Annotated in this window: 13 protein-coding genes and 1 riboswitch; of the genes, 5 read left to right on the top strand and 8 right to left on the bottom strand. The window is 40.6% G+C overall.

Annotation, left to right across the window (positions count from 1 at the left end; all coding sequences use genetic code 11):
* The first annotated feature begins 83 nt into the window (after window positions 1-83).
* On the top strand, window positions 84-1,949 hold the full coding sequence (locus I6E80_RS16575; RefSeq protein ID WP_197186002.1) for a TonB-dependent siderophore receptor: 1,866 nt from the start codon (window positions 84-86) through the stop codon (window positions 1,947-1,949).
* 65 nt (window positions 1,950-2,014) lie between these two features.
* Here I6E80_RS16575 and I6E80_RS16570 read toward each other — a convergent pair whose 3' ends face one another.
* Window positions 2,015-2,536: a hypothetical protein gene (locus tag I6E80_RS16570; RefSeq protein WP_197186001.1), complete on the bottom strand. Its 522-nt coding sequence runs from the start codon at window positions 2,534-2,536 to the stop codon at window positions 2,015-2,017.
* A gap of 93 nt (window positions 2,537-2,629) precedes the next feature.
* Window positions 2,630-2,893 carry a YkgJ family cysteine cluster protein gene (locus I6E80_RS16565; protein WP_007375812.1) on the bottom strand — a complete coding sequence of 88 codons (264 nt, stop codon included), beginning with the start codon at window positions 2,891-2,893 and terminating at the stop codon, window positions 2,630-2,632.
* 169 nt (window positions 2,894-3,062) lie between these two features.
* Between I6E80_RS16565 and I6E80_RS16560 the strand changes: the two genes are divergently transcribed.
* The 3 genes from I6E80_RS16560 (at window position 3,063) to I6E80_RS16550 (ending at window position 8,510) form a co-directional block, all read left to right on the top strand.
* A complete protein-coding gene (locus I6E80_RS16560; RefSeq protein ID WP_024599525.1) occupies window positions 3,063-4,241 on the top strand; it encodes an efflux RND transporter periplasmic adaptor subunit in 1,179 nt (392 codons plus the stop codon).
* A gap of 2 nt (window positions 4,242-4,243) precedes the next feature.
* The gene (locus tag I6E80_RS16555) at window positions 4,244-7,393 is read left to right on the top strand and encodes an efflux RND transporter permease subunit (protein ID WP_197186000.1); all 3,150 of its coding nucleotides are present in this window, start codon (window positions 4,244-4,246) and stop codon (window positions 7,391-7,393) included.
* Between the two features lie 226 nt (window positions 7,394-7,619).
* A complete protein-coding gene (locus tag I6E80_RS16550) occupies window positions 7,620-8,510 on the top strand; it encodes a dienelactone hydrolase family protein (RefSeq protein WP_197185999.1) in 891 nt (296 codons plus the stop codon).
* A 67-nt stretch (window positions 8,511-8,577) separates the two neighbouring features.
* Here the strand turns inward: I6E80_RS16550 and rhlP are convergent, their stop codons facing one another.
* Together rhlP and I6E80_RS16540 are read right to left on the bottom strand one after the other, a co-directional pair.
* The gene (gene rhlP / locus I6E80_RS16545; RefSeq protein WP_182711577.1) at window positions 8,578-9,402 is read right to left on the bottom strand and encodes a rhombotarget lipoprotein; all 825 of its coding nucleotides are present in this window, start codon (window positions 9,400-9,402) and stop codon (window positions 8,578-8,580) included.
* An 84-nt stretch (window positions 9,403-9,486) separates the two neighbouring features.
* On the bottom strand, window positions 9,487-10,422 hold the full coding sequence (locus I6E80_RS16540) for a LysR family transcriptional regulator (protein WP_197185998.1): 936 nt from the start codon (window positions 10,420-10,422) through the stop codon (window positions 9,487-9,489).
* A gap of 132 nt (window positions 10,423-10,554) precedes the next feature.
* On the opposite strand from I6E80_RS16540, the gene I6E80_RS16535 reads away from it, so the two are divergent.
* Window positions 10,555-11,211: a nitroreductase family protein gene (locus tag I6E80_RS16535; RefSeq protein WP_197185997.1), complete on the top strand. Its 657-nt coding sequence runs from the start codon at window positions 10,555-10,557 to the stop codon at window positions 11,209-11,211.
* Between the two features lie 79 nt (window positions 11,212-11,290).
* Here the strand turns inward: I6E80_RS16535 and ribB are convergent, their stop codons facing one another.
* The 4 genes from ribB to carB all read right to left on the bottom strand — a co-directional run bounded on the left by ribB (window position 11,291) and on the right by carB (window position 17,295).
* Window positions 11,291-11,944: a 3,4-dihydroxy-2-butanone-4-phosphate synthase gene (gene ribB / locus I6E80_RS16530; protein ID WP_197186030.1), complete on the bottom strand. Its 654-nt coding sequence runs from the start codon at window positions 11,942-11,944 to the stop codon at window positions 11,291-11,293.
* 140 nt (window positions 11,945-12,084) lie between these two features.
* Window positions 12,085-12,258, bottom strand: a riboswitch (FMN riboswitch).
* 76 nt (window positions 12,259-12,334) lie between these two features.
* Window positions 12,335-13,393, bottom strand: a complete 1,059-nt coding sequence (locus I6E80_RS16525; protein ID WP_076924154.1) for a S66 peptidase family protein — start codon at window positions 13,391-13,393, stop codon at window positions 12,335-12,337.
* A gap of 158 nt (window positions 13,394-13,551) precedes the next feature.
* Window positions 13,552-14,028 (bottom strand): transcription elongation factor GreA, encoded by a 477-nt coding sequence (greA, locus tag I6E80_RS16520; protein ID WP_024599614.1) that lies wholly within the window; start codon window positions 14,026-14,028, stop codon window positions 13,552-13,554.
* A gap of 48 nt (window positions 14,029-14,076) precedes the next feature.
* Window positions 14,077-17,295, bottom strand: coding sequence for a carbamoyl-phosphate synthase large subunit (carB, locus tag I6E80_RS16515; RefSeq protein WP_024599615.1), 3,219 nt, complete (start codon window positions 17,293-17,295; stop codon window positions 14,077-14,079).
* Window positions 17,296-17,303: the final 8 nt, after the last annotated feature.

Here is a 17,303-nt window from a genome sequence, read left to right as displayed (position 1 = left end):
ATTGAATTATTTTATCACGCCTTAAAAGTGTGTTCTAAATTTAATTGTTACCGTAATTGCATATAAAAAATGAGACACACAACATGAAATGGTCACCGCACTTTATACTCCCTGCACTGCTATGCAGCGTGAGCAGTTTTGCCTACGGCGAAGCTGTAACTGATAAACCTGAAACATCACCGGCAATCGAAAAAATAACGGTTGAGGCATCGCCCACTGCAAACACATTACCTGTAGGTACATTTGACTCTCCAGTATCTAATTTAGAGTATGACCCACGTGTTGATTTACAATCACGTAATATGGCTGAAGCGCAAGCCGATGTAACTATACGTGGCGGTATTTTTGAAAATACCGGCTTTAGAGTTGGTAGTGCTACTTTACTTGACCCACAGTCTGGGCATTACTTTGCTGAAATTCCTATTGCACCGCAAATGCTTACCGGCCCTTATATTTTAACAGGCGCAGACAATGCACTTAATGGTGCTAATAGCTCTGTAGGCACTGTATCGTTTGGCTGGAAACCAATTAGCACGGGCGGCAGTGTATCGGTAGGTACTGGCACAAACGATTTTAACTTACAAAGCTTACATGCAGCTGTAAGTATGCCCCTTGAAGGCGCAAAGGATTGGAAGCTTGGTTTTGAAGGCGAGATTTCTCACTCACAAAGCGATGGCACTATTGATAACGGCGATCACGACTTTACGCGTGCATCGGGTCGCGTTCAATTAGCTGGCGCTGATTCTCAAACAGATTTGTTTTTTGGCTCACAAGATAAGTTTTTTGGCTGGCCAAATTTGTACACACCATTTGGCGTTAACGAAACAGAAGAGCTAGAAACCCGCTTATTAATGCTAAACCATAAGCAAAGTTATGCGCAGGACAGTAACTTTGAAGTGTCGGCTTATTACCGCACACACGACGATCATTATATTTACTCTCGCGAAAATCCAAGCGCTTTTGAAGCGTTTCACAAAAGTGAAGTTAAGTCGTTAGCGCTATCGGGGCATCATGCTCAAAGCGATGTATTTGCTGTAAATTATTCAGCACAGTTTATTGACGACTCAATTGAATCTACCACGCTTGAAAACAACTTTACCTCTCGTAAGTATTATAAATTAAGCGTATTGCCTGAATACAAAATGGCGCTTGAGGATAATAAACAACTTACATTTCGTTTAGGTGCTGCGTTTGACGATACAAATAGAGACGACTCTGAACTATCACTTATTGGTGATATAACGCTTAATACACAAAACAGCAAAGGTTTTGAGCGCACGTTTTATTTATCGTACGCAGAGGCAAGCCAAGTAGCAGGCTATACCGCCATTGGCGGAAGTGATTCAGGCGGGTTATTTAGAAGTAATTACACCCTTGAGCGCGAAACGACTAAAAGCCTAGAGCTAGGTTTATTAGTTGATGAGCAAACTTGGCAACTTAATTCGGCTATTTTTTATCGTAAAGATGACAACTTAACCGATTGGACGTTTAATTTTGACTCAAGCTCTGCGCGCTTTGCAAACCCTGTAGATATAAATACAACGGGCATTGAGTTCTTAGCAACTAAACACTTTGAAACAACCGAAATTGTAGCGAGTTACACCTACCTTCATAAATCAGAAAATTACGGTGCGGCAGATATTGACGCTAGTTTTTACGCATTAAACTTTCCTGATCACCGCCTAACACTCGGCGCAGTTTGGAATCCTACTGATATATTGCAGTTTAGAATAGATAACGAGTGGCGCAAACAGCACGAAAATGCGCTGCGCGGTAGTGACGACGATGCTTTATTTACTCATTTAACGTTAAAAATTACGCCGCCAATGCTAAAAAACTTATTTATTACTTTAGCAGCAGATAACTTATGGGGTGAATCGTTTGAAGAGATACCTGGTACACCAGGGCGAGGTGAGCAATATACGTTAAGCGCAACGTATAGTTGGTAATTAAAGTTTTAGGAATTTATTCATTAGGTACCTGCTTACAAAAGTAGGTACCCAATAAATTTAACTTATAAAAAGACTGCGAGTACGAAAACGATGAAAGAGAAACCTAAAAGCCATGCATAAATTAGCTGTGCAACGGTAAACATAATAGGATCTTCAGTAATATCTAAGTTGCAGTTTCCTCCAAAAGTCCAGCCACTGTTGAATGAGTGAAATAGTAGCCCGCCTGACATGCTCATTAATAGCAAAGAAAAAAACACATCAGAGCCATCAAGTGTATCGGGAACTATGGAAAATCCTACAGGAAAGCCAAAAATTAGGCCAAATAAGAACAAACCAAGGATACGCTCTGCTGTGCAGGTGGTTTTTAAAATAACTTGTTTGGCTGCTATCGCAGATTTAGCCTCACTTTTACGCGCATTTATTTCAGTTTCTCTACGAGAAAACTCAATCATTAGCGCATTAAAATTCTCTGCGTATTTTACTTTATCAATACTCTTTTTTGCTTCGAGTAGTTCATCTAATGAATACTTTGAATAATCGATTTGGATACAATATTTCCTTATAAAGCTGAATAACTTCGGCAAATCCAGTTAACCAAGAGTCTCTCTACTAAATTAGTTAATCATTTTACAACACACTTTTTTCATTTGTAAATATATGTGTATTTCAAGAGCTTACTAAGTTAGCTCTTCAAGCTCTGTAATAAGCGCTAAAGCTTGTGCATTTGTTGACCCGCACACATCAAGCGTGGCGCTAAAATCGCTACATACTTTTGGGCGACTTTCATCACCAAATAACTTACATAAATTACGTTCATCTAGCTGAATACAACGCTCTCCGGCTTTTTTACCATTTGGCATACCTGGAATAGGCGAACTAATACTTGGCGCAATACAACATGCGCCGCAGCCTAGCCTGCAATTCATCGATTCGGTTTTCATAATTTCCTCTGTATAAAAAACACTTACTTTAATTTCTTTTTAGGAACTTAATTAGTCGCATAGTGAGTTGTAACACACACATGTAATGCTTTGTTACATCTTAAAACAGCTTGTAAACACTTTATTGCGTATTATTGCTCTGTCACCACCAATTATGAAGGAATGCCTTGTGGCTACTACAAAACAAATAATACTCCCAATTGCTGTTTTAGCAGGCGGTATTGCTTTAGCTTTCGCCTTTACGGCAATGAAAAAACCACCGGAAGAAAAGCCAGAGCAAGATTTACGCCCTTTAGTTGCAACACAAAGCATACTTTTAGATTCTATAACGCTCGATGTTAAATCGTACGGCATTGTTAAACCAAAGGACCGTACCGAGCTGATAGCACAAGTTAGTGGGCAAGTTATTTCGGTATCAGATCAATTTGTTGAAGGCGCGTTTGTAAAGCAAGGCGATATTTTAGCACGAATTGATGCAAATGATTACGAGGCAGACTTTATTGAAGCGCAAGCAGGTTTAGCACAGGCAAGCTCAGCACTTGAAATAGAACGCGCACAAGCACACGTAGCAAAAGCTGAATGGGAGCGTATTAAATCGGACTCAAGCGAAGCTATTGCCTCAGAACTTTATTTACGTAAACCACAACTGGCCGAAAAACTAGCGCGTTACCGCTCTGCTCAAGCAAGTGTTAAACGTGCTAGCCGCAATCTTGAACGTACTTATATTAAAGCCCCTTATGATGCCATTATTAATGAGCGCACAATTAGCTTAGGCTCCGTGGTAAACCCAGGTAATAGTTTTGGTGCATTAAGTGCAACCTCAGTTGCAGAGGTACGTTTACCAGTTGCCGACCAAGAACTGCAATATTTAAAAAATGGCGGCGTAGGCTCAAATGTTACATTTAACGCAGAATACGCGGGTAAGCAAACAATGTGGCAAGCCAAAGTAATTCGCACCGAAGGTGTGGTTGATCAAACAAGCCGTATGAGCTACTTGGTTGCACAACTTGCAACTCCGTACGGCGACAAAACACGCCCTCTTCGTTTTGGTTCATATATTAACGCTACCATTGAAGGTCGCCCGCTTGATAACGCAATTATTGTTGCGCACCACTTAGTTAAAGATAATAAAATTGTAATTTTAAATGACGATTTAACATTGTCGTTTAAAACCCTCAATATTATACGCGAGCAAAACGGCATGATTATAGCCAGCCAAGGGTTAAAAAATGGCGAGCAAATTGTTACCTCAGCGCTTGAGTATCCAACAGAAGGTATGGCAGTAAAAGTTGAAGATATTGCGCCTGATAAAACTGATGTAACTCAACTTGCGCTGAAAGAGGAATAATCATGAACACTCGTGAAACAGGGTTAATAGCATGGTTTGCCCGAAATCCCGTTGCTGCCAACCTACTAATGATATTTATATTAGTAGGCGGTATTTTAATGGCGATGACGATTCGCAAACAAATGTTCCCACAGTTTGAAAGCAACTGGATAAGCGTACAAGCGGTTTACCCAGGGGCTGCCCCGCAAGAGGTTGAAGAAGGCATAACCATAAAAGTTGAAGAAAACCTCGAAGGTATTGAAGGCATTAAACGCCTAATTACGTACTCTAACCGTGGTTTTTCACAAGCATGGATTGAAATAGAAGAGCAATACAATCCACAAGAAGTACTTGATGAAATTAAAGTACAAGTTGATTCAATAAACACCTTTCCTGCGGGGATGGAGCGCCCTGTTGTGCGCCGCGATAAGTTTGAGCAAGAAGTAATGATACTTGCGCTTTATGGCGACATGAGTAACTACCAGTTAAAAGAGCTTGGCAACGATATAAAAGACGAGTTACAAGCACTGCCTCACGTTAACCTTGTTAATTTTAACGGCGGCTTAGAGTACGAAATTGGTATAGAAGTCAGCCCTGATAAACTGCGTGAATATGGCTTAACATTTAGAGATATTGCAGGCGCTGTACAAAGTTTTTCGGCCAATATGTCGGCGGGGCAAATACGCTCTGAAAACGGTTATATTTCAATGCGTGTTGAAAAACAAGCCTACCGTGGCTTTGAGTTTGAAAAACTCCCCCTTATTACCCTTGCTGATGGCGCACAAATTTATTTAGGCGATGTAGCAACCATTAACGATGGCTTTGAAGAAGGCTTACAGTATTCAAAATACAATGGTAAAAATTCACTCTCGTTTGAAGTTAACGCATCAAAAGATCAAGATATTACCGATGTAGCAAAAGTACTTAAAAGCTACATGGCAGCTAAAGAGCCGCTTTTACCAGCAGGTGTTAAGCTCTCCCCTATTGTTGATTTAACTTACTACCTTGAAGGTCGACTCGATATGATGGTCGATAACATGATTTGGGGTGGTTTGTTAGTAATGATAGTACTGGCACTATTTTTACCGCTACGCTTGGCATTTTGGGTAATGATGGGTTTACCGGTGTCTTTTCTGGGCGCCTTTTTGTTTATGCCCATTGGTTTTTTAGACGTAACCATTAATTTAGCCTCTCTTTTTGCCTTTATACTTGTGCTCGGAATTGTTGTCGATGACGCCATAGTTGTGGGCGAATCAGCCAGTGCCGAAATAGAAAAATACGGCCATACACTTGATAACGTCGTACGCGGTGTAAAACGTGTTGCGATGCCAGCAACCTTTGGTGTACTAACTACCATTGCTGCATTTTTGCCACAAACACTCGCAACTGGTCCTGGCGCTGCTTTTTCTAAGGCAATTGGTGGCGTTATTATTTTATGTTTGATTTTTTCACTCATTGAATCAAAACTTATTTTACCTGCCCATATTGCAGCAATGAACCCGCGTAAACCAAACCCTAAAAACCTATTACATCGCTTACGTATGGTGATTGATAGTGGTTTAAAAGGCTTTGTGAATAACTACTACCTTCCTTTTGTTGGCCGCTGTATTCACTACCGCTATACCGTTATTGTTGGCTTTATGTGTTTGCTTATTGTAAGCGCAGGTATGTTTGCAGGTGGTTTAGTTAAGTTTGTACCAAACCCTAAAATACCGCACGACTTTCCGCGTATTGATATAGAAATGAACCTAGCTTCATCTGAGCAAGCAACGCTTGAAACCGCACGTAAAATTGAAAGCGTGTTGTTAAAGGTCGATCAGCAACTACAAGAGCAATACGGTAAACCGATGATCCGCGATTTATCGGTAAGCCTTCGCGGACGAACTGAAGCAAATATTATGGCTATTTTGGTAGAGCCTGATTTACGCCCTATCGACACCTTTGCTCTAAGTGCATTATGGCGCGAGCAAATGCCCGCTTTACCGGGCATTAAAACCATGACCATTCAAGACAGTATAATGAATGGCGGTCGAGATGATGGCGACGTTAGCTTTAAACTTGAAGGCAAAAATGCTGACGAGCTAAAAGAAGTGGCTGGTAAATTAAAAGCCAAATTACAAACAATGGAAGGCGTTGGCGACGTAAACGATTCAATGCAAAGCGCTACCGACGAAGTGCAACTTGATTTAAAACCACTCGCTTACAGCATGGGTTTAACGCTTGCTGATGTCGCATCGCAAGTAAGCTTTAGTTACTACGGCTTAGAAGCGCAGCGAATATTGCGTGAAGGCGAAGAAATTAAAGTCATGATCCGCTATCCAGAAGACGAACGTAACTCAATAAGTGATATCGCAAGTGTGCGTATTATTACGCCTACAGGCGCTGAAGTACCGCTAAGTGAAGTAGCCGAAGTTAAACTGGTTGACGGTGTAAACCGTATTCGCCGCGAAAACTCTAAACGTACTGTAAACGTATGGGCTGCGGTAAATACCGACCAAGCCGAACCATTTGCGATTGCAGAAGAAATTCGTGATGAATACTTACCAACATTACTTAAAAGCTACCCTGGCGTTACAAGTGATGTAGCTGGGCGCATTCAAGAAGAGATGGATAGCGCTTCAGAGCAGCTTCGTGATTTTGGTATATCAATGATGATTATATTTGCCTTGTTAGCCATTCCGCTTCGCTCTTACTCGCAGCCACTTATTATAATGTCGGTTATTCCGTTTGGTGTAGTTGGCGCGATGTTTGGGCATATGATTTTAGGTATGACCATGAGCAGCTTATCTATGTTTGGCATTATTGCTGTAGCGGGTGTGGTCGTAAATGACTCCCTCGTTATGGTCGATTTTGTAAACAAAGCCCGCGCTGAAGGTGTTTCGATTAAGGATGCTGTAATGCAAGCCGGTGCTCGTCGCTTTAGAGCAATATTACTTACCTCAATCACTACCTTTATTGGTGTAATGCCAATTATTTTTGAAACGAGTTTACAAGCTAAAATTGTTATCCCAATGGCTGTATCACTTGCTTTTGGTGTGTTATTTGCCACAGTAATTACACTGATACTTATACCGTGTCAGTATGTTGCACTAGAAGATACTAAGCGATTAGTACGTAAAATGCGTGGCAAGTCACCACTAGTAGATGCCCAACCAGCGCCTACAAATAGCTAAATTAAGTAACATCCCAACCAAAAAAGCTCGGCATACTATGCCGAGTTTTTTATTTTAAGCTTAAAATGATATTCATCTATTTGCTAATACTGTTTCTACTACCCATAGTTTAACAAGCAGGATTAATTAATAGCCCTAGTAATTGGATAAAATATTGCTCGTTTTTTATTCCTAATACGTTATGGTATTTAAATAACAGATAACATAATAAAATTAAGGAACAGCCATGAATACATCCCCCTCTGATCACATTCCTCAAGAAGCCTTTGATTGGTATGACGAGTACGCCCACGGTTTAATGGACCGACGTACTTTTATGAAAAAACTCGGTGGCCTTGCTGCACTTGGTTTTTCAATGGCTGTACTTACATCAGCATTATTACCTAATTACGCGCTGGCTGAACAAGTGTCATTTAACGATGACGATATAACGGCAACGTACGAAGAATTCGATTCGCCAAACGGGCACGGTAAAGGCAAGGGTTACTTAGCAACCCCTAAAAACATAGAAGGTAAGCTCCCTGTTGTTCTTGTGATACACGAAAACCGTGGATTAAACCCATACGTAAAGGATGTAGCAAGACGCTTAGCTAAGGTAGGTTTTATTGCATTTGCACCCGATGCGCTCTTTCCACTGGGTGGCTACCCTGGTAATGATGATGAAGGACGCGCTATGCAGCGCACAATGGACAGAGCCAAAATTCAAAACGATTTTGTAGCCGCAGCGCACTTTTTAAAATCGCATGCCAACAGTAACGGTAAACTCGGCGCTGTGGGCTTTTGTTTTGGTGGCTACATTGTTAATTATTTAGCGGCAGTAGATAGTAATTTAATCAGCGCCGGAGTGCCTTTTTACGGTACTCCAGCCAGCGAAAGTTTACGTAAAAACATTAAAGCACCATTAATGATTCAATTAGGCGAGCTTGATAAACGTGTAAACGCGTCGTGGCCACAGTACGAACAAGATTTAAAAGCTAATAACGTTGAATACACTATGCATATGTATAAAGGGGCAAATCATGGATTTCATAACGACTCTACAGGTCGATATGATAAAGACAATGCCGAGCTTGCATGGCAACGTACCGTTGAGTTTTTTAATAAAAAGCTAAGTTAGCGAATAAAAAATAATGCCACCTGCTCAAAGTAGGTGGCATTATTAAAGTACTTAGCTATTTTTTGCTTTAAACTTTTTTGCTACGCATAACTAATAACGACAACAAAACGAGTATATAAATACTCAAAGAGCCACCGCTGCTGGAGCCATCTTTATTTTCGACTTTTGCAATTTTCTCTTCTTTAACACGTGTTTTAAACCTTGCTAGTTCTGCATCTAAATTAGTACTCATATCACTAACCGCTAGATTAAAACCTTCAGCCGACTTTTCAGATAACGTTTCATCAATACCTATTGCTGTTGTTCTTTTTTCAAGCTTACTTATACCAGGTGCTCTAAATAGCATTTTTCTACTTTTAATATCAAAAACAGCTGTATCCACAAAGGTTTGGATTGTATTTTCATTACCTGGAATAACGTACATACCCACTATTGTCCAATAAAGTAAGGCTGCATTATTTTCATAAGATTGCGTAATTTGATCATATGAAACCAGTGCCATTACATCTACATCGTAAAGTCGCCCTACTTGCTCGAGTGTTGCAAAACCTTCACCACCCTTTAAATAGGTGCTTGGTATAACTTCAATGCGGTCAATGTAATCATATTGAAGAAATGACTTTTTTACTTTTTCGAGTAATTCGACTTGGTTTTGGGTCTCTAACCCGTCTGGCTGCCAGTTTTTAGACGGTACAAATGCAATTCCGACGGTAACAGGGAGTTTTAAAACAGGTATTTCAGGTTTATAGGTAGCACGGCTTTGTTGATCAGGATATAAAAAATCCATTAAGCTACTAGATTGTGTATTTTTACCTGTATTGTTACTCATAAACGAGCTACAAGAAGCAAGTAAGGCCGCCATCAAAATGATTATATATTTATTAAATTTCATATTTATTCCTTTTTATTTTTAATTTAATTCAGTTACGTGCCAAAGCATATCTAAGGCCTCGAGAAGTAAATAATCTTTCCTTAATTAGCTCAGTACGCTTTTATCAATAATGCCTTTATTTACCAGCTGCTCTAAAATAGCTTTACACTTTTCTCTGCATGCATCGCGTAATAAACGCACCGCAGGGGTTATTGACTGCCTACTTGGGCAAATAAGCCAAAGTTCACCATTAACATGTTGATAATTTGGCATTACGGTAACCACCCTGTCGTTAAGCAAATCGTCGGCTATATCAAGTGCCGACTTTACAGCTAAGCCCTTACCCGCAACGCACCAGCGCCTTACTAAATCGCCGTCGTTTGAGGCGCGCCTGCCACCCATTTTAACTTTATATTTTGACTCACCATCACTGAATTCCCACGTATTATTTATAATATCCTGCAACTGATAAAACAAACCTTGATGCGACGCTAGATCATCAGGATGCACGGGAGTCCCGTTTTGTAAGAGGTATTCGTCAGTTGCACATAATAAGCGTGGTACGTTACAAATTTTAAAACCATAAACACTTGCATCATTAGGCGAGCCATAACGAAGTGCTATATCAACTGAGTCACGATAAAAGTCGATATTACTATCACTTATATGTGTTCGTAGGCTTAACTTAGGATAACTATCCATGAGTTCATCAATCCATGGGATCACTAAATTGCGCCCCAAATCAGATGAAAGTGCAACACGTAACTCCCCTTCGATTTCGTCATGTTCACCTTTAAGGTTTTGCTTTGCAAGTTCAAGTACTGCTAAAGCCTGCTCACATTGTGGTATGTAGCGCTCCCCAGCAGCCGATAACCTTAAATGACGTGTTGTACGAACAAATAGTTCACTACCAAGCGCAGACTCAACACGCTTAATAGCAGCGCTTGCTGTGGCTGTACGCATATCTAATTTAGCAGCTGCAAGCGTAATGCTTCTAAACTCAGCGACTTTTAAAATAAGTTTTAAATCTTCTATATTCATATTATCTATTTATATTTGATAATGATTCAATGATTATGCGATTTATTTAATGCAAAGCAAGCTGTATTATTTATACATAAAGTAAATGACGAATACTTTGTACAGCTAATCTTATTTATTTTGGAGAAACCAATGACTCACCCTATTATTAATGACTTAGAAAAGCGTTACACAGCAAAACGTTACGATGCAACGAAACGTGTATCTCAAGACGATTTAGCAGTTATTTACGAAGCTATGCGCTTATCTCCATCATCAATTAACTCGCAACCTTGGAAATTCATCGTAATTGAATCAGATGAAGCCAAAGAGCGTATGCACAGTACATTTGCTAATAAATTTGCGTTTAACCAGCCACATATTAAAACAGCGTCGCATATAATATTGTTTGCTCACAATCCTAAATACACCCGCGATGATTACGCACAAGTAATTGATGCAGATATTAAAAATGGCCGTACTAAAGCAGAAAATCGCGAACAAGCTTTTGGTGCTTATGCGTTTGTGGATATGAATACTGATGAGCAAGGCGGTAATGAAGAGTGGACTAAAGCGCAAACTTACATAGCTCTTGGTAACACTATGCATGTAGCTGCACGTTTAGGGGTTGATTCTACTCCAATGGAAGGCGTAGATGCACAGCTGATTGGCGAAGTTTTTGGAAAAGAACTCGATGGTTATATTTGCGACGTAGCTTTAGTGCTTGGCTACCATGATGACGCAGAAGATTATAATGCTAAACTACCTAAATCTCGCTTGGCAAAAGAGCAAGTTATTCAGATTTTATGAGCAATACGTTATAAACTTAAATGATAACAATATTATAAAAACCACTTATTTAAATAAGTGGTTTTTTTTTCAAAGCGGTTTAACTTACTTGAAGCTGCGCTGCCTGAATGTATTGTACTAAATCTTCAATAGAAACTACGGTCATATTATGTTTATTAGCATAATCACTCACCTCAGGTAAGCGCGCCATTGAACCATCAGGATTTGTTAGTTCGCAAATTACACCAAATGGTTTTAAGCCGGCAAGCTGCATTAAATCAACCGATGCTTCAGTGTGGCCACGACGAACTAATACTCCGCCCGATTGTGCTTTTAAACCAAATACATGCCCTGGGCGCGATAAATCACTTGGTTTAGCGTTATCGGCTGTCGCCGCTTTTATAGTCGTTACTCTATCAGCAGCAGACACACCTGTTGTAACGCCATGCTTAGCTTCAATAGTGACTGTATAAGCGGTGTTATTTTGACTCGTGTTGTGGGTAACCATTTGCGGTAAGTCGAGCTGTTTAATACGCTCCTCCCCCATGCATAAGCAAACAATGCCGCTGCCTTCGCGGATCATTTCGGCCATTTGAGAAGTCGTTAAATGCTCAGCTGAAAATACAAAGTCGCCTTCATTTTCACGGTTTTCGTCATCAACAACAAGTACGCCTTGCCCTTGCTGTAGTGCAGTAATTGCGCTTTGTACGCGGATTTGGCTTTCGCCGAATTGAGTAAGTAGAGACTGAATCATCATTATATTCCAAATAAAAAATAATAGATTCAGGACACTGAAAGGCATGGCAAAGCCATACAAATAAAATTGCATGAATTAAACCAAAACAGCATTAAAAATGCTCACCAAAAAGCTACGTTTTGGTGTACATAAATAAGCTATATTCTCTTTCATCCGGACTCTAACCGTCGGCTCTGGCATCTCACCAGATCTGCTTGACCTTTACTTAACCGTAAAAATAAGTTAAATAAAGCGCTCGCGGGCTCGTTTGAGTTACAAGTAACTTTAAACATACCGCCGGTGGGGAATTTCACCCCGCCCTGAGAATTTACAGTAAGCATTAGCACTTACTGCAGGCACATTATACGCCTGTACTTATTTGTTTTTCAAAACTAAATGCGATAAAAACTACGAAAGTTGAATATTTAACGATGCACTGTTTACTATACCTTCATTTATATCAGCAATAAGCGTACACGTAGCGCCGTTAACTAAATTTAAGTTAGGTTGAACATGCCCTATGTCAGCATCAAAAATGACTGGGAATAAACACCCACCCAGTGCTACATCAAGCGCATGTCGATAGTCAAAGGCATCATAATGACTTTGAGTAATTTCACTTCGCCCTAAAACCAAACCATTAATGTCGTCAAATATGCCAGCTAATTTTAATGACAGTAAAAATCGTGCAACGGTTGTAGGTGTAAGTTCTGAGTTTTCAAGGTATAAAATAAGCCCTTCGGGCGCACTGTCCTTTTTAAATTCATGTAGTGCTAAAAATGGTGAGTCGAGCAGTAAACCTACTGTATCTAAACATCCGCCAAATAAGCGACCTGACATTTCTATGGTGCGTTTATCTGTGTAGTTTAAACATTGCCATTTTGTTGGCTCGCTAGGACTTAGTAATTCATTTGGGTTTTGCGCGTAGCTAGGCTTGTTTTTTTGATATAAAGAGGAAGGCCCTTGCTCAAATTTACTACCCGCTTCGTAAGTAAGGGTTTCGAATATTTGTAAGCTATACGGATTTTTTTCATCAGGATGCAACTGCATAAGGTTAGCACTGTGCAGGGTCGCCCATTGGCACTTAGCCGTTAATGCACAGGCAATAGTACTCACATCAGAAAAGCCAACTAACCATTTAGGCTTTGCTTGTTTAATGGCATTAAAATCAAGCAGTGGCAGTATTTCCATTGCCAGCTCACCACCCATTGGCGGCATAATTGCATCAATTTCTTCATCTAATAAAAAGCCCATTAATTGCTGAGCATGTGCTTTAGCATTAAGCTGTTCACGCGGTTTGTTTTGACGTAAAAACTCGCCTTCAACAACATCATACCCTCGATTTTTTAATCCATTTATAACAATGTCTAATCGTGCATGGAACTTTTCTTTAAGACCTGCTGAAAGTGAGCAAATTGCTATTTTTGATCCTACTTTTAAAGGCGCAGGGTAAAGTATATTAGCCATTGAGTGTTCCTTTTAATGAAGTGATTATGTACCTATATCATCATGCCTACTCTTTATGCAATATGAACGCCCTTATCAGTATAGTAATTTATTTAAGACATAAAAAAACCGATGTAATTACATCGGCTTTTATTTAAAACGTTAAAGTGAGTTGTGCGTTAAAGATACTCAACTTCAATGATTTCGTACTCAACAATACCTTTTGGTGTTTCAATAGACACTGCGTCGTCCATTTGTTTACCAATTAAACCACGCGCTATAGGCGAGTTAACAGATATTAAATTGTTTTTAATATTTGCTTCATCATCGCCCACAATACGGTATTTTACTTCTGCATCGGTTTCTACATTTACAATAGTTACCGTAGTGCCAAAGATAACTTTACCAGTATTCGGCATTTTAGTTACGTCGATAATTTGAACATTTGAAAGCTTTGCTTCAATTTCTTGAATTCGACCTTCACAAAAACCCTGTTGCTCACGCGCAGCGTGGTACTCAGCATTTTCTTTTAAGTCACCATGTTCACGTGCAACCGCAATATCACTTACGATTTTAGGACGGGTAACTGTTTTTAATTCGTTAAGCTCTTTACGCAGTAAATCTGCGCCACGAACTGTCATCGGAATTGATTGCATACTTTTCTCACTTAACACCAAGGCCCTAGTTGGCCTTGGCACATTTCCTTAGTTCAATCGCAGGTGTAGCTCTTGAACTGACGTCACTTTACTGCGGTCATCTGCTTTATTAGCAGTACAGTTAGCGAATGCCGCGTTCAAGGTTGTCGTATAGTTGGTTTTATTTTGCAATGCACCACGACGTAACACCTTCGAATCTTCGATCGCTTGGCGACCTTCGGTGGTATTAACGATATAGCTGTACTCTTTATTCTTGATATAATCAAGAATATGCGGGCGGCCTTCATATACTTTGTTTACACGTCGTACTTCAATGCCAGCTTCTTCAAGAGCTTGTGCCGTGCCACCAGTTGCGTCAAGTTCAAAACCTAAGTCGGTCATGATTTTGGCTAATTCAACAATACGTGGCTTATCGCTATTACGAACAGATAATAGCGCGCGACCACCGCGTGGTAAAGTGTTGCTTGCACCTAATTGTGCTTTTGCGAATGCTTCGGCGAAAGTATCACCAACACCCATCACTTCACCCGTTGAACGCATTTCAGGACCACGGATTGGATCCACACCCTGAAACTTAGCAAACGGCAGTACAACTTCTTTAACGCTGTAGTAAGGAGGGATCACTTCTTTAGTAATACCTTGGCTTGCTAAAGACTGACCTGCCATACAACGTGCAGCTACTTTTGCAAGCGCAACACCGGTTGCTTTAGATACAAACGGTACAGTACGTGCAGCACGTGGATTAACTTCAATTAAGTACACTTTGCCATCTTTTACTGCAAACTGTGTATTCATCAAGCCAACAACACCAAGTTCAAGCGCCATGTCAGTTACTTGCTTGCGCATTACATCTTGCACTTCTTGCGATAATGAATGTGCTGGTAATGAACATGCTGAGTCACCTGAGTGAACACCCGCTTGTTCAATATGCTCCATGATACCGCCGATGATTACTTGCTCGCCATCACAAATTGCGTCAACGTCAACTTCAATCGCATTATCTAAGAAACGGTCCAGCAATACAGGCGCTTCGTTTGATGCTTGCACAGCTTCGGTCATGTAGCGACGTAAATCGTCTTCGTCGTATACAATTTCCATTGCACGACCACCAAGTACATACGAGGGACGTACAACCAATGGGAAGCCAATTTCAACTGATTTAAGTAAAGCTTCTTCAGTTGAAGTTACTGTTGCGTTTTCTGGCTGAAGTAAGTTTAAACGTTCAACAAGTTGTTGGAAACGTTCGCGGTCTTCTGCACGGTCAATCGCATCAGGTGAAGTACCAATCACTGGCACGCCATTCGCTTCAAGCTCACGCGCTAGTTTAAGTGGTGTTTGACCACCATACTGCACGATAACGCCTTTTGGCTTTTCAACACGTACGATTTCAAGTACGTCTTCAAGTGTAATTGGTTCGAAATATAACCTGTCAGATGTATCGTAATCGGTAGATACCGTTTCAGGGTTACAGTTAACCATGATGGTTTCATAACCGTCTTCACGAAGCGCAAGCGAAGCGTGTACACAACAGTAATCAAACTCAATACCTTGACCGATACGGTTAGGGCCGCCACCAATAACCATGATTTTATCACGATCAGTTGGGTTAGCTTCACACTCTTCATCGTAAGTTGAATACATATAAGCAGTGTCTGAGCTAAATTCAGCTGCACACGTATCAACACGCTTGTATACTGGCACGATGTTTAATAGATGACGCTTTTTACGAATTTCAGCTTCAGATACACCCGCAATTTCAGCTATACGCGGATCTGCAAAACCTTTGCGTTTAAGTTTACGTAGGAAGTCGGCATTTAAGCCCGCCATACCTACTTCACCAATTTTTGCTTCGTCTTTTAAAATGTCTTCTATTTGTACTAAGAACCAGCGATTAACTTTAGTCAGTTCGTAAACATCATCAACGCTCATACCATGGCGCATTGCATCGGCAATGTACCAAATACGCTCAGCGCCTGGCTCGCGTAGTTCACGGATAATTTTTTCTTTTGCTTTAGGGTCATCAAGCGCAACTATCGGGTTAAAACCCGTTGCGCCCACTTCAAGACCACGTAATGCTTTGTGCAGTGACTCTTGTTGATTACGGCCAATCGCCATTACTTCGCCAACTGATTTCATTTGCGTAGTTAAACGGTCGTTCGCACCGGCAAATTTTTCGAAATTAAAGCGAGGTATTTTTGTTACAACGTAATCGATTGAAGGCTCAAAAGACGCTGGTGTTTTACCGCCAGTGATGTCGTTTTGAAGTTCATCAAGCGTGTAACCTACTGCTAGCTTTGCAGCAATTTTAGCAATTGGGAAACCCGTTGCTTTAGATGCTAATGCAGATGAACGTGATACACGTGGGTTCATCTCAATAATAACCATACGGCCATCAGCAGGATTAATACCAAACTGTACATTCGAACCGCCAGTTTCAACACCAATTTCACGCAATACCGCCATAGAGGCGTTACGCATAATTTGGTATTCTTTGTCGGTTAGCGTTTGCGCTGGTGCAACGGTGATTGAATCGCCAGTGTGAACACCCATAGGGTCAAAGTTTTCAATAGTACAAACAATAATACAGTTGTCGTTTTTATCACGTACAACTTCTGTTTCGTACTCTTTCCAACCAATCAGTGATTCATCAATTAGTAATTCGTTTGTTGGCGATAAGTCTAAGCCGCGCTCACAAATTTCTTCAAACTCTTCCATGTTATACGCTACACCGCCGCCGGTGCCGCCCATAGTGAAAGATGGACGAATAATACATGGCAAGCCAATGCGAGTCATTGTGTCTTTAGCTTCTTCCATTGTGTGAGCAATCTCAGCACGTGGACATTCAAGACCAATATTTTTCATTGCAATGTCAAAGCGTTCACGGTTTTCTGCTTTGTCGATTGCATCAGCCGTTGCACCAATGAGTTCAACGCCGTGCTTAGCCAATACACCGTGCTTGTCTAGTTCAAGCGCACAGTTTAATGCTGTTTGACCACCCATTGTAGGCAGCACTGCATCTGGCTTTTCTTTTTCAATAATTTTTTCTACCACTTCCCAATGAATTGGTTCGATGTAGGTTGCATCGGCCATATCAGGGTCGGTCATGATAGTTGCAGGGTTTGAGTTAACTAATATAACTCTGTAGCCTTCTTCTCTAAGTGCTTTACACGCTTGTGCACCAGAGTAGTCAAATTCACAAGCTTGACCAATTACAATTGGGCCTGCGCCTAAGATAAGAATGCTTTTTATGTCGGTACGTTTTGGCATTATTACTC

It is taken from the genome of Pseudoalteromonas sp. NSLLW218, from assembly GCF_015864775.1.
In the GTDB taxonomy this organism is placed as follows: domain Bacteria; phylum Pseudomonadota; class Gammaproteobacteria; order Enterobacterales; family Alteromonadaceae; genus Pseudoalteromonas.
The sequence above is the reverse complement of the archived record's forward strand: the minus strand, read 5'-3'. Positions and strand labels throughout refer to the sequence as shown.

Excerpts from the sequence above, each read along its gene's own strand:
- I6E80_RS16575 (WP_197186002.1), top strand. The coding sequence starts at position 84 with ATGAAATGGTCACCGCACTTTATACTCCCTGCACTGCTATGCAGCGTG.
- I6E80_RS16565 (WP_007375812.1), bottom strand. The coding sequence starts at position 2,893 with ATGAAAACCGAATCGATGAATTGCAGGCTAGGCTGCGGCGCATGTTGT.
- I6E80_RS16555 (WP_197186000.1), top strand. The coding sequence starts at position 4,244 with ATGAACACTCGTGAAACAGGGTTAATAGCATGGTTTGCCCGAAATCCC.
- I6E80_RS16550 (WP_197185999.1), top strand. The coding sequence starts at position 7,620 with ATGAATACATCCCCCTCTGATCACATTCCTCAAGAAGCCTTTGATTGG.
- rhlP (WP_182711577.1), bottom strand. The coding sequence starts at position 9,402 with ATGAAATTTAATAAATATATAATCATTTTGATGGCGGCCTTACTTGCT.
- I6E80_RS16540 (WP_197185998.1), bottom strand. The coding sequence starts at position 10,422 with ATGAATATAGAAGATTTAAAACTTATTTTAAAAGTCGCTGAGTTTAGA.
- I6E80_RS16535 (WP_197185997.1), top strand. The coding sequence starts at position 10,555 with ATGACTCACCCTATTATTAATGACTTAGAAAAGCGTTACACAGCAAAA.
- ribB (WP_197186030.1), bottom strand. The coding sequence starts at position 11,944 with ATGATTCAGTCTCTACTTACTCAATTCGGCGAAAGCCAAATCCGCGTA.
- I6E80_RS16525 (WP_076924154.1), bottom strand. The coding sequence starts at position 13,393 with ATGGCTAATATACTTTACCCTGCGCCTTTAAAAGTAGGATCAAAAATA.
- greA (WP_024599614.1), bottom strand. The coding sequence starts at position 14,028 with ATGCAATCAATTCCGATGACAGTTCGTGGCGCAGATTTACTGCGTAAA.
- carB (WP_024599615.1), bottom strand. The coding sequence starts at position 17,295 with ATGCCAAAACGTACCGACATAAAAAGCATTCTTATCTTAGGCGCAGGC.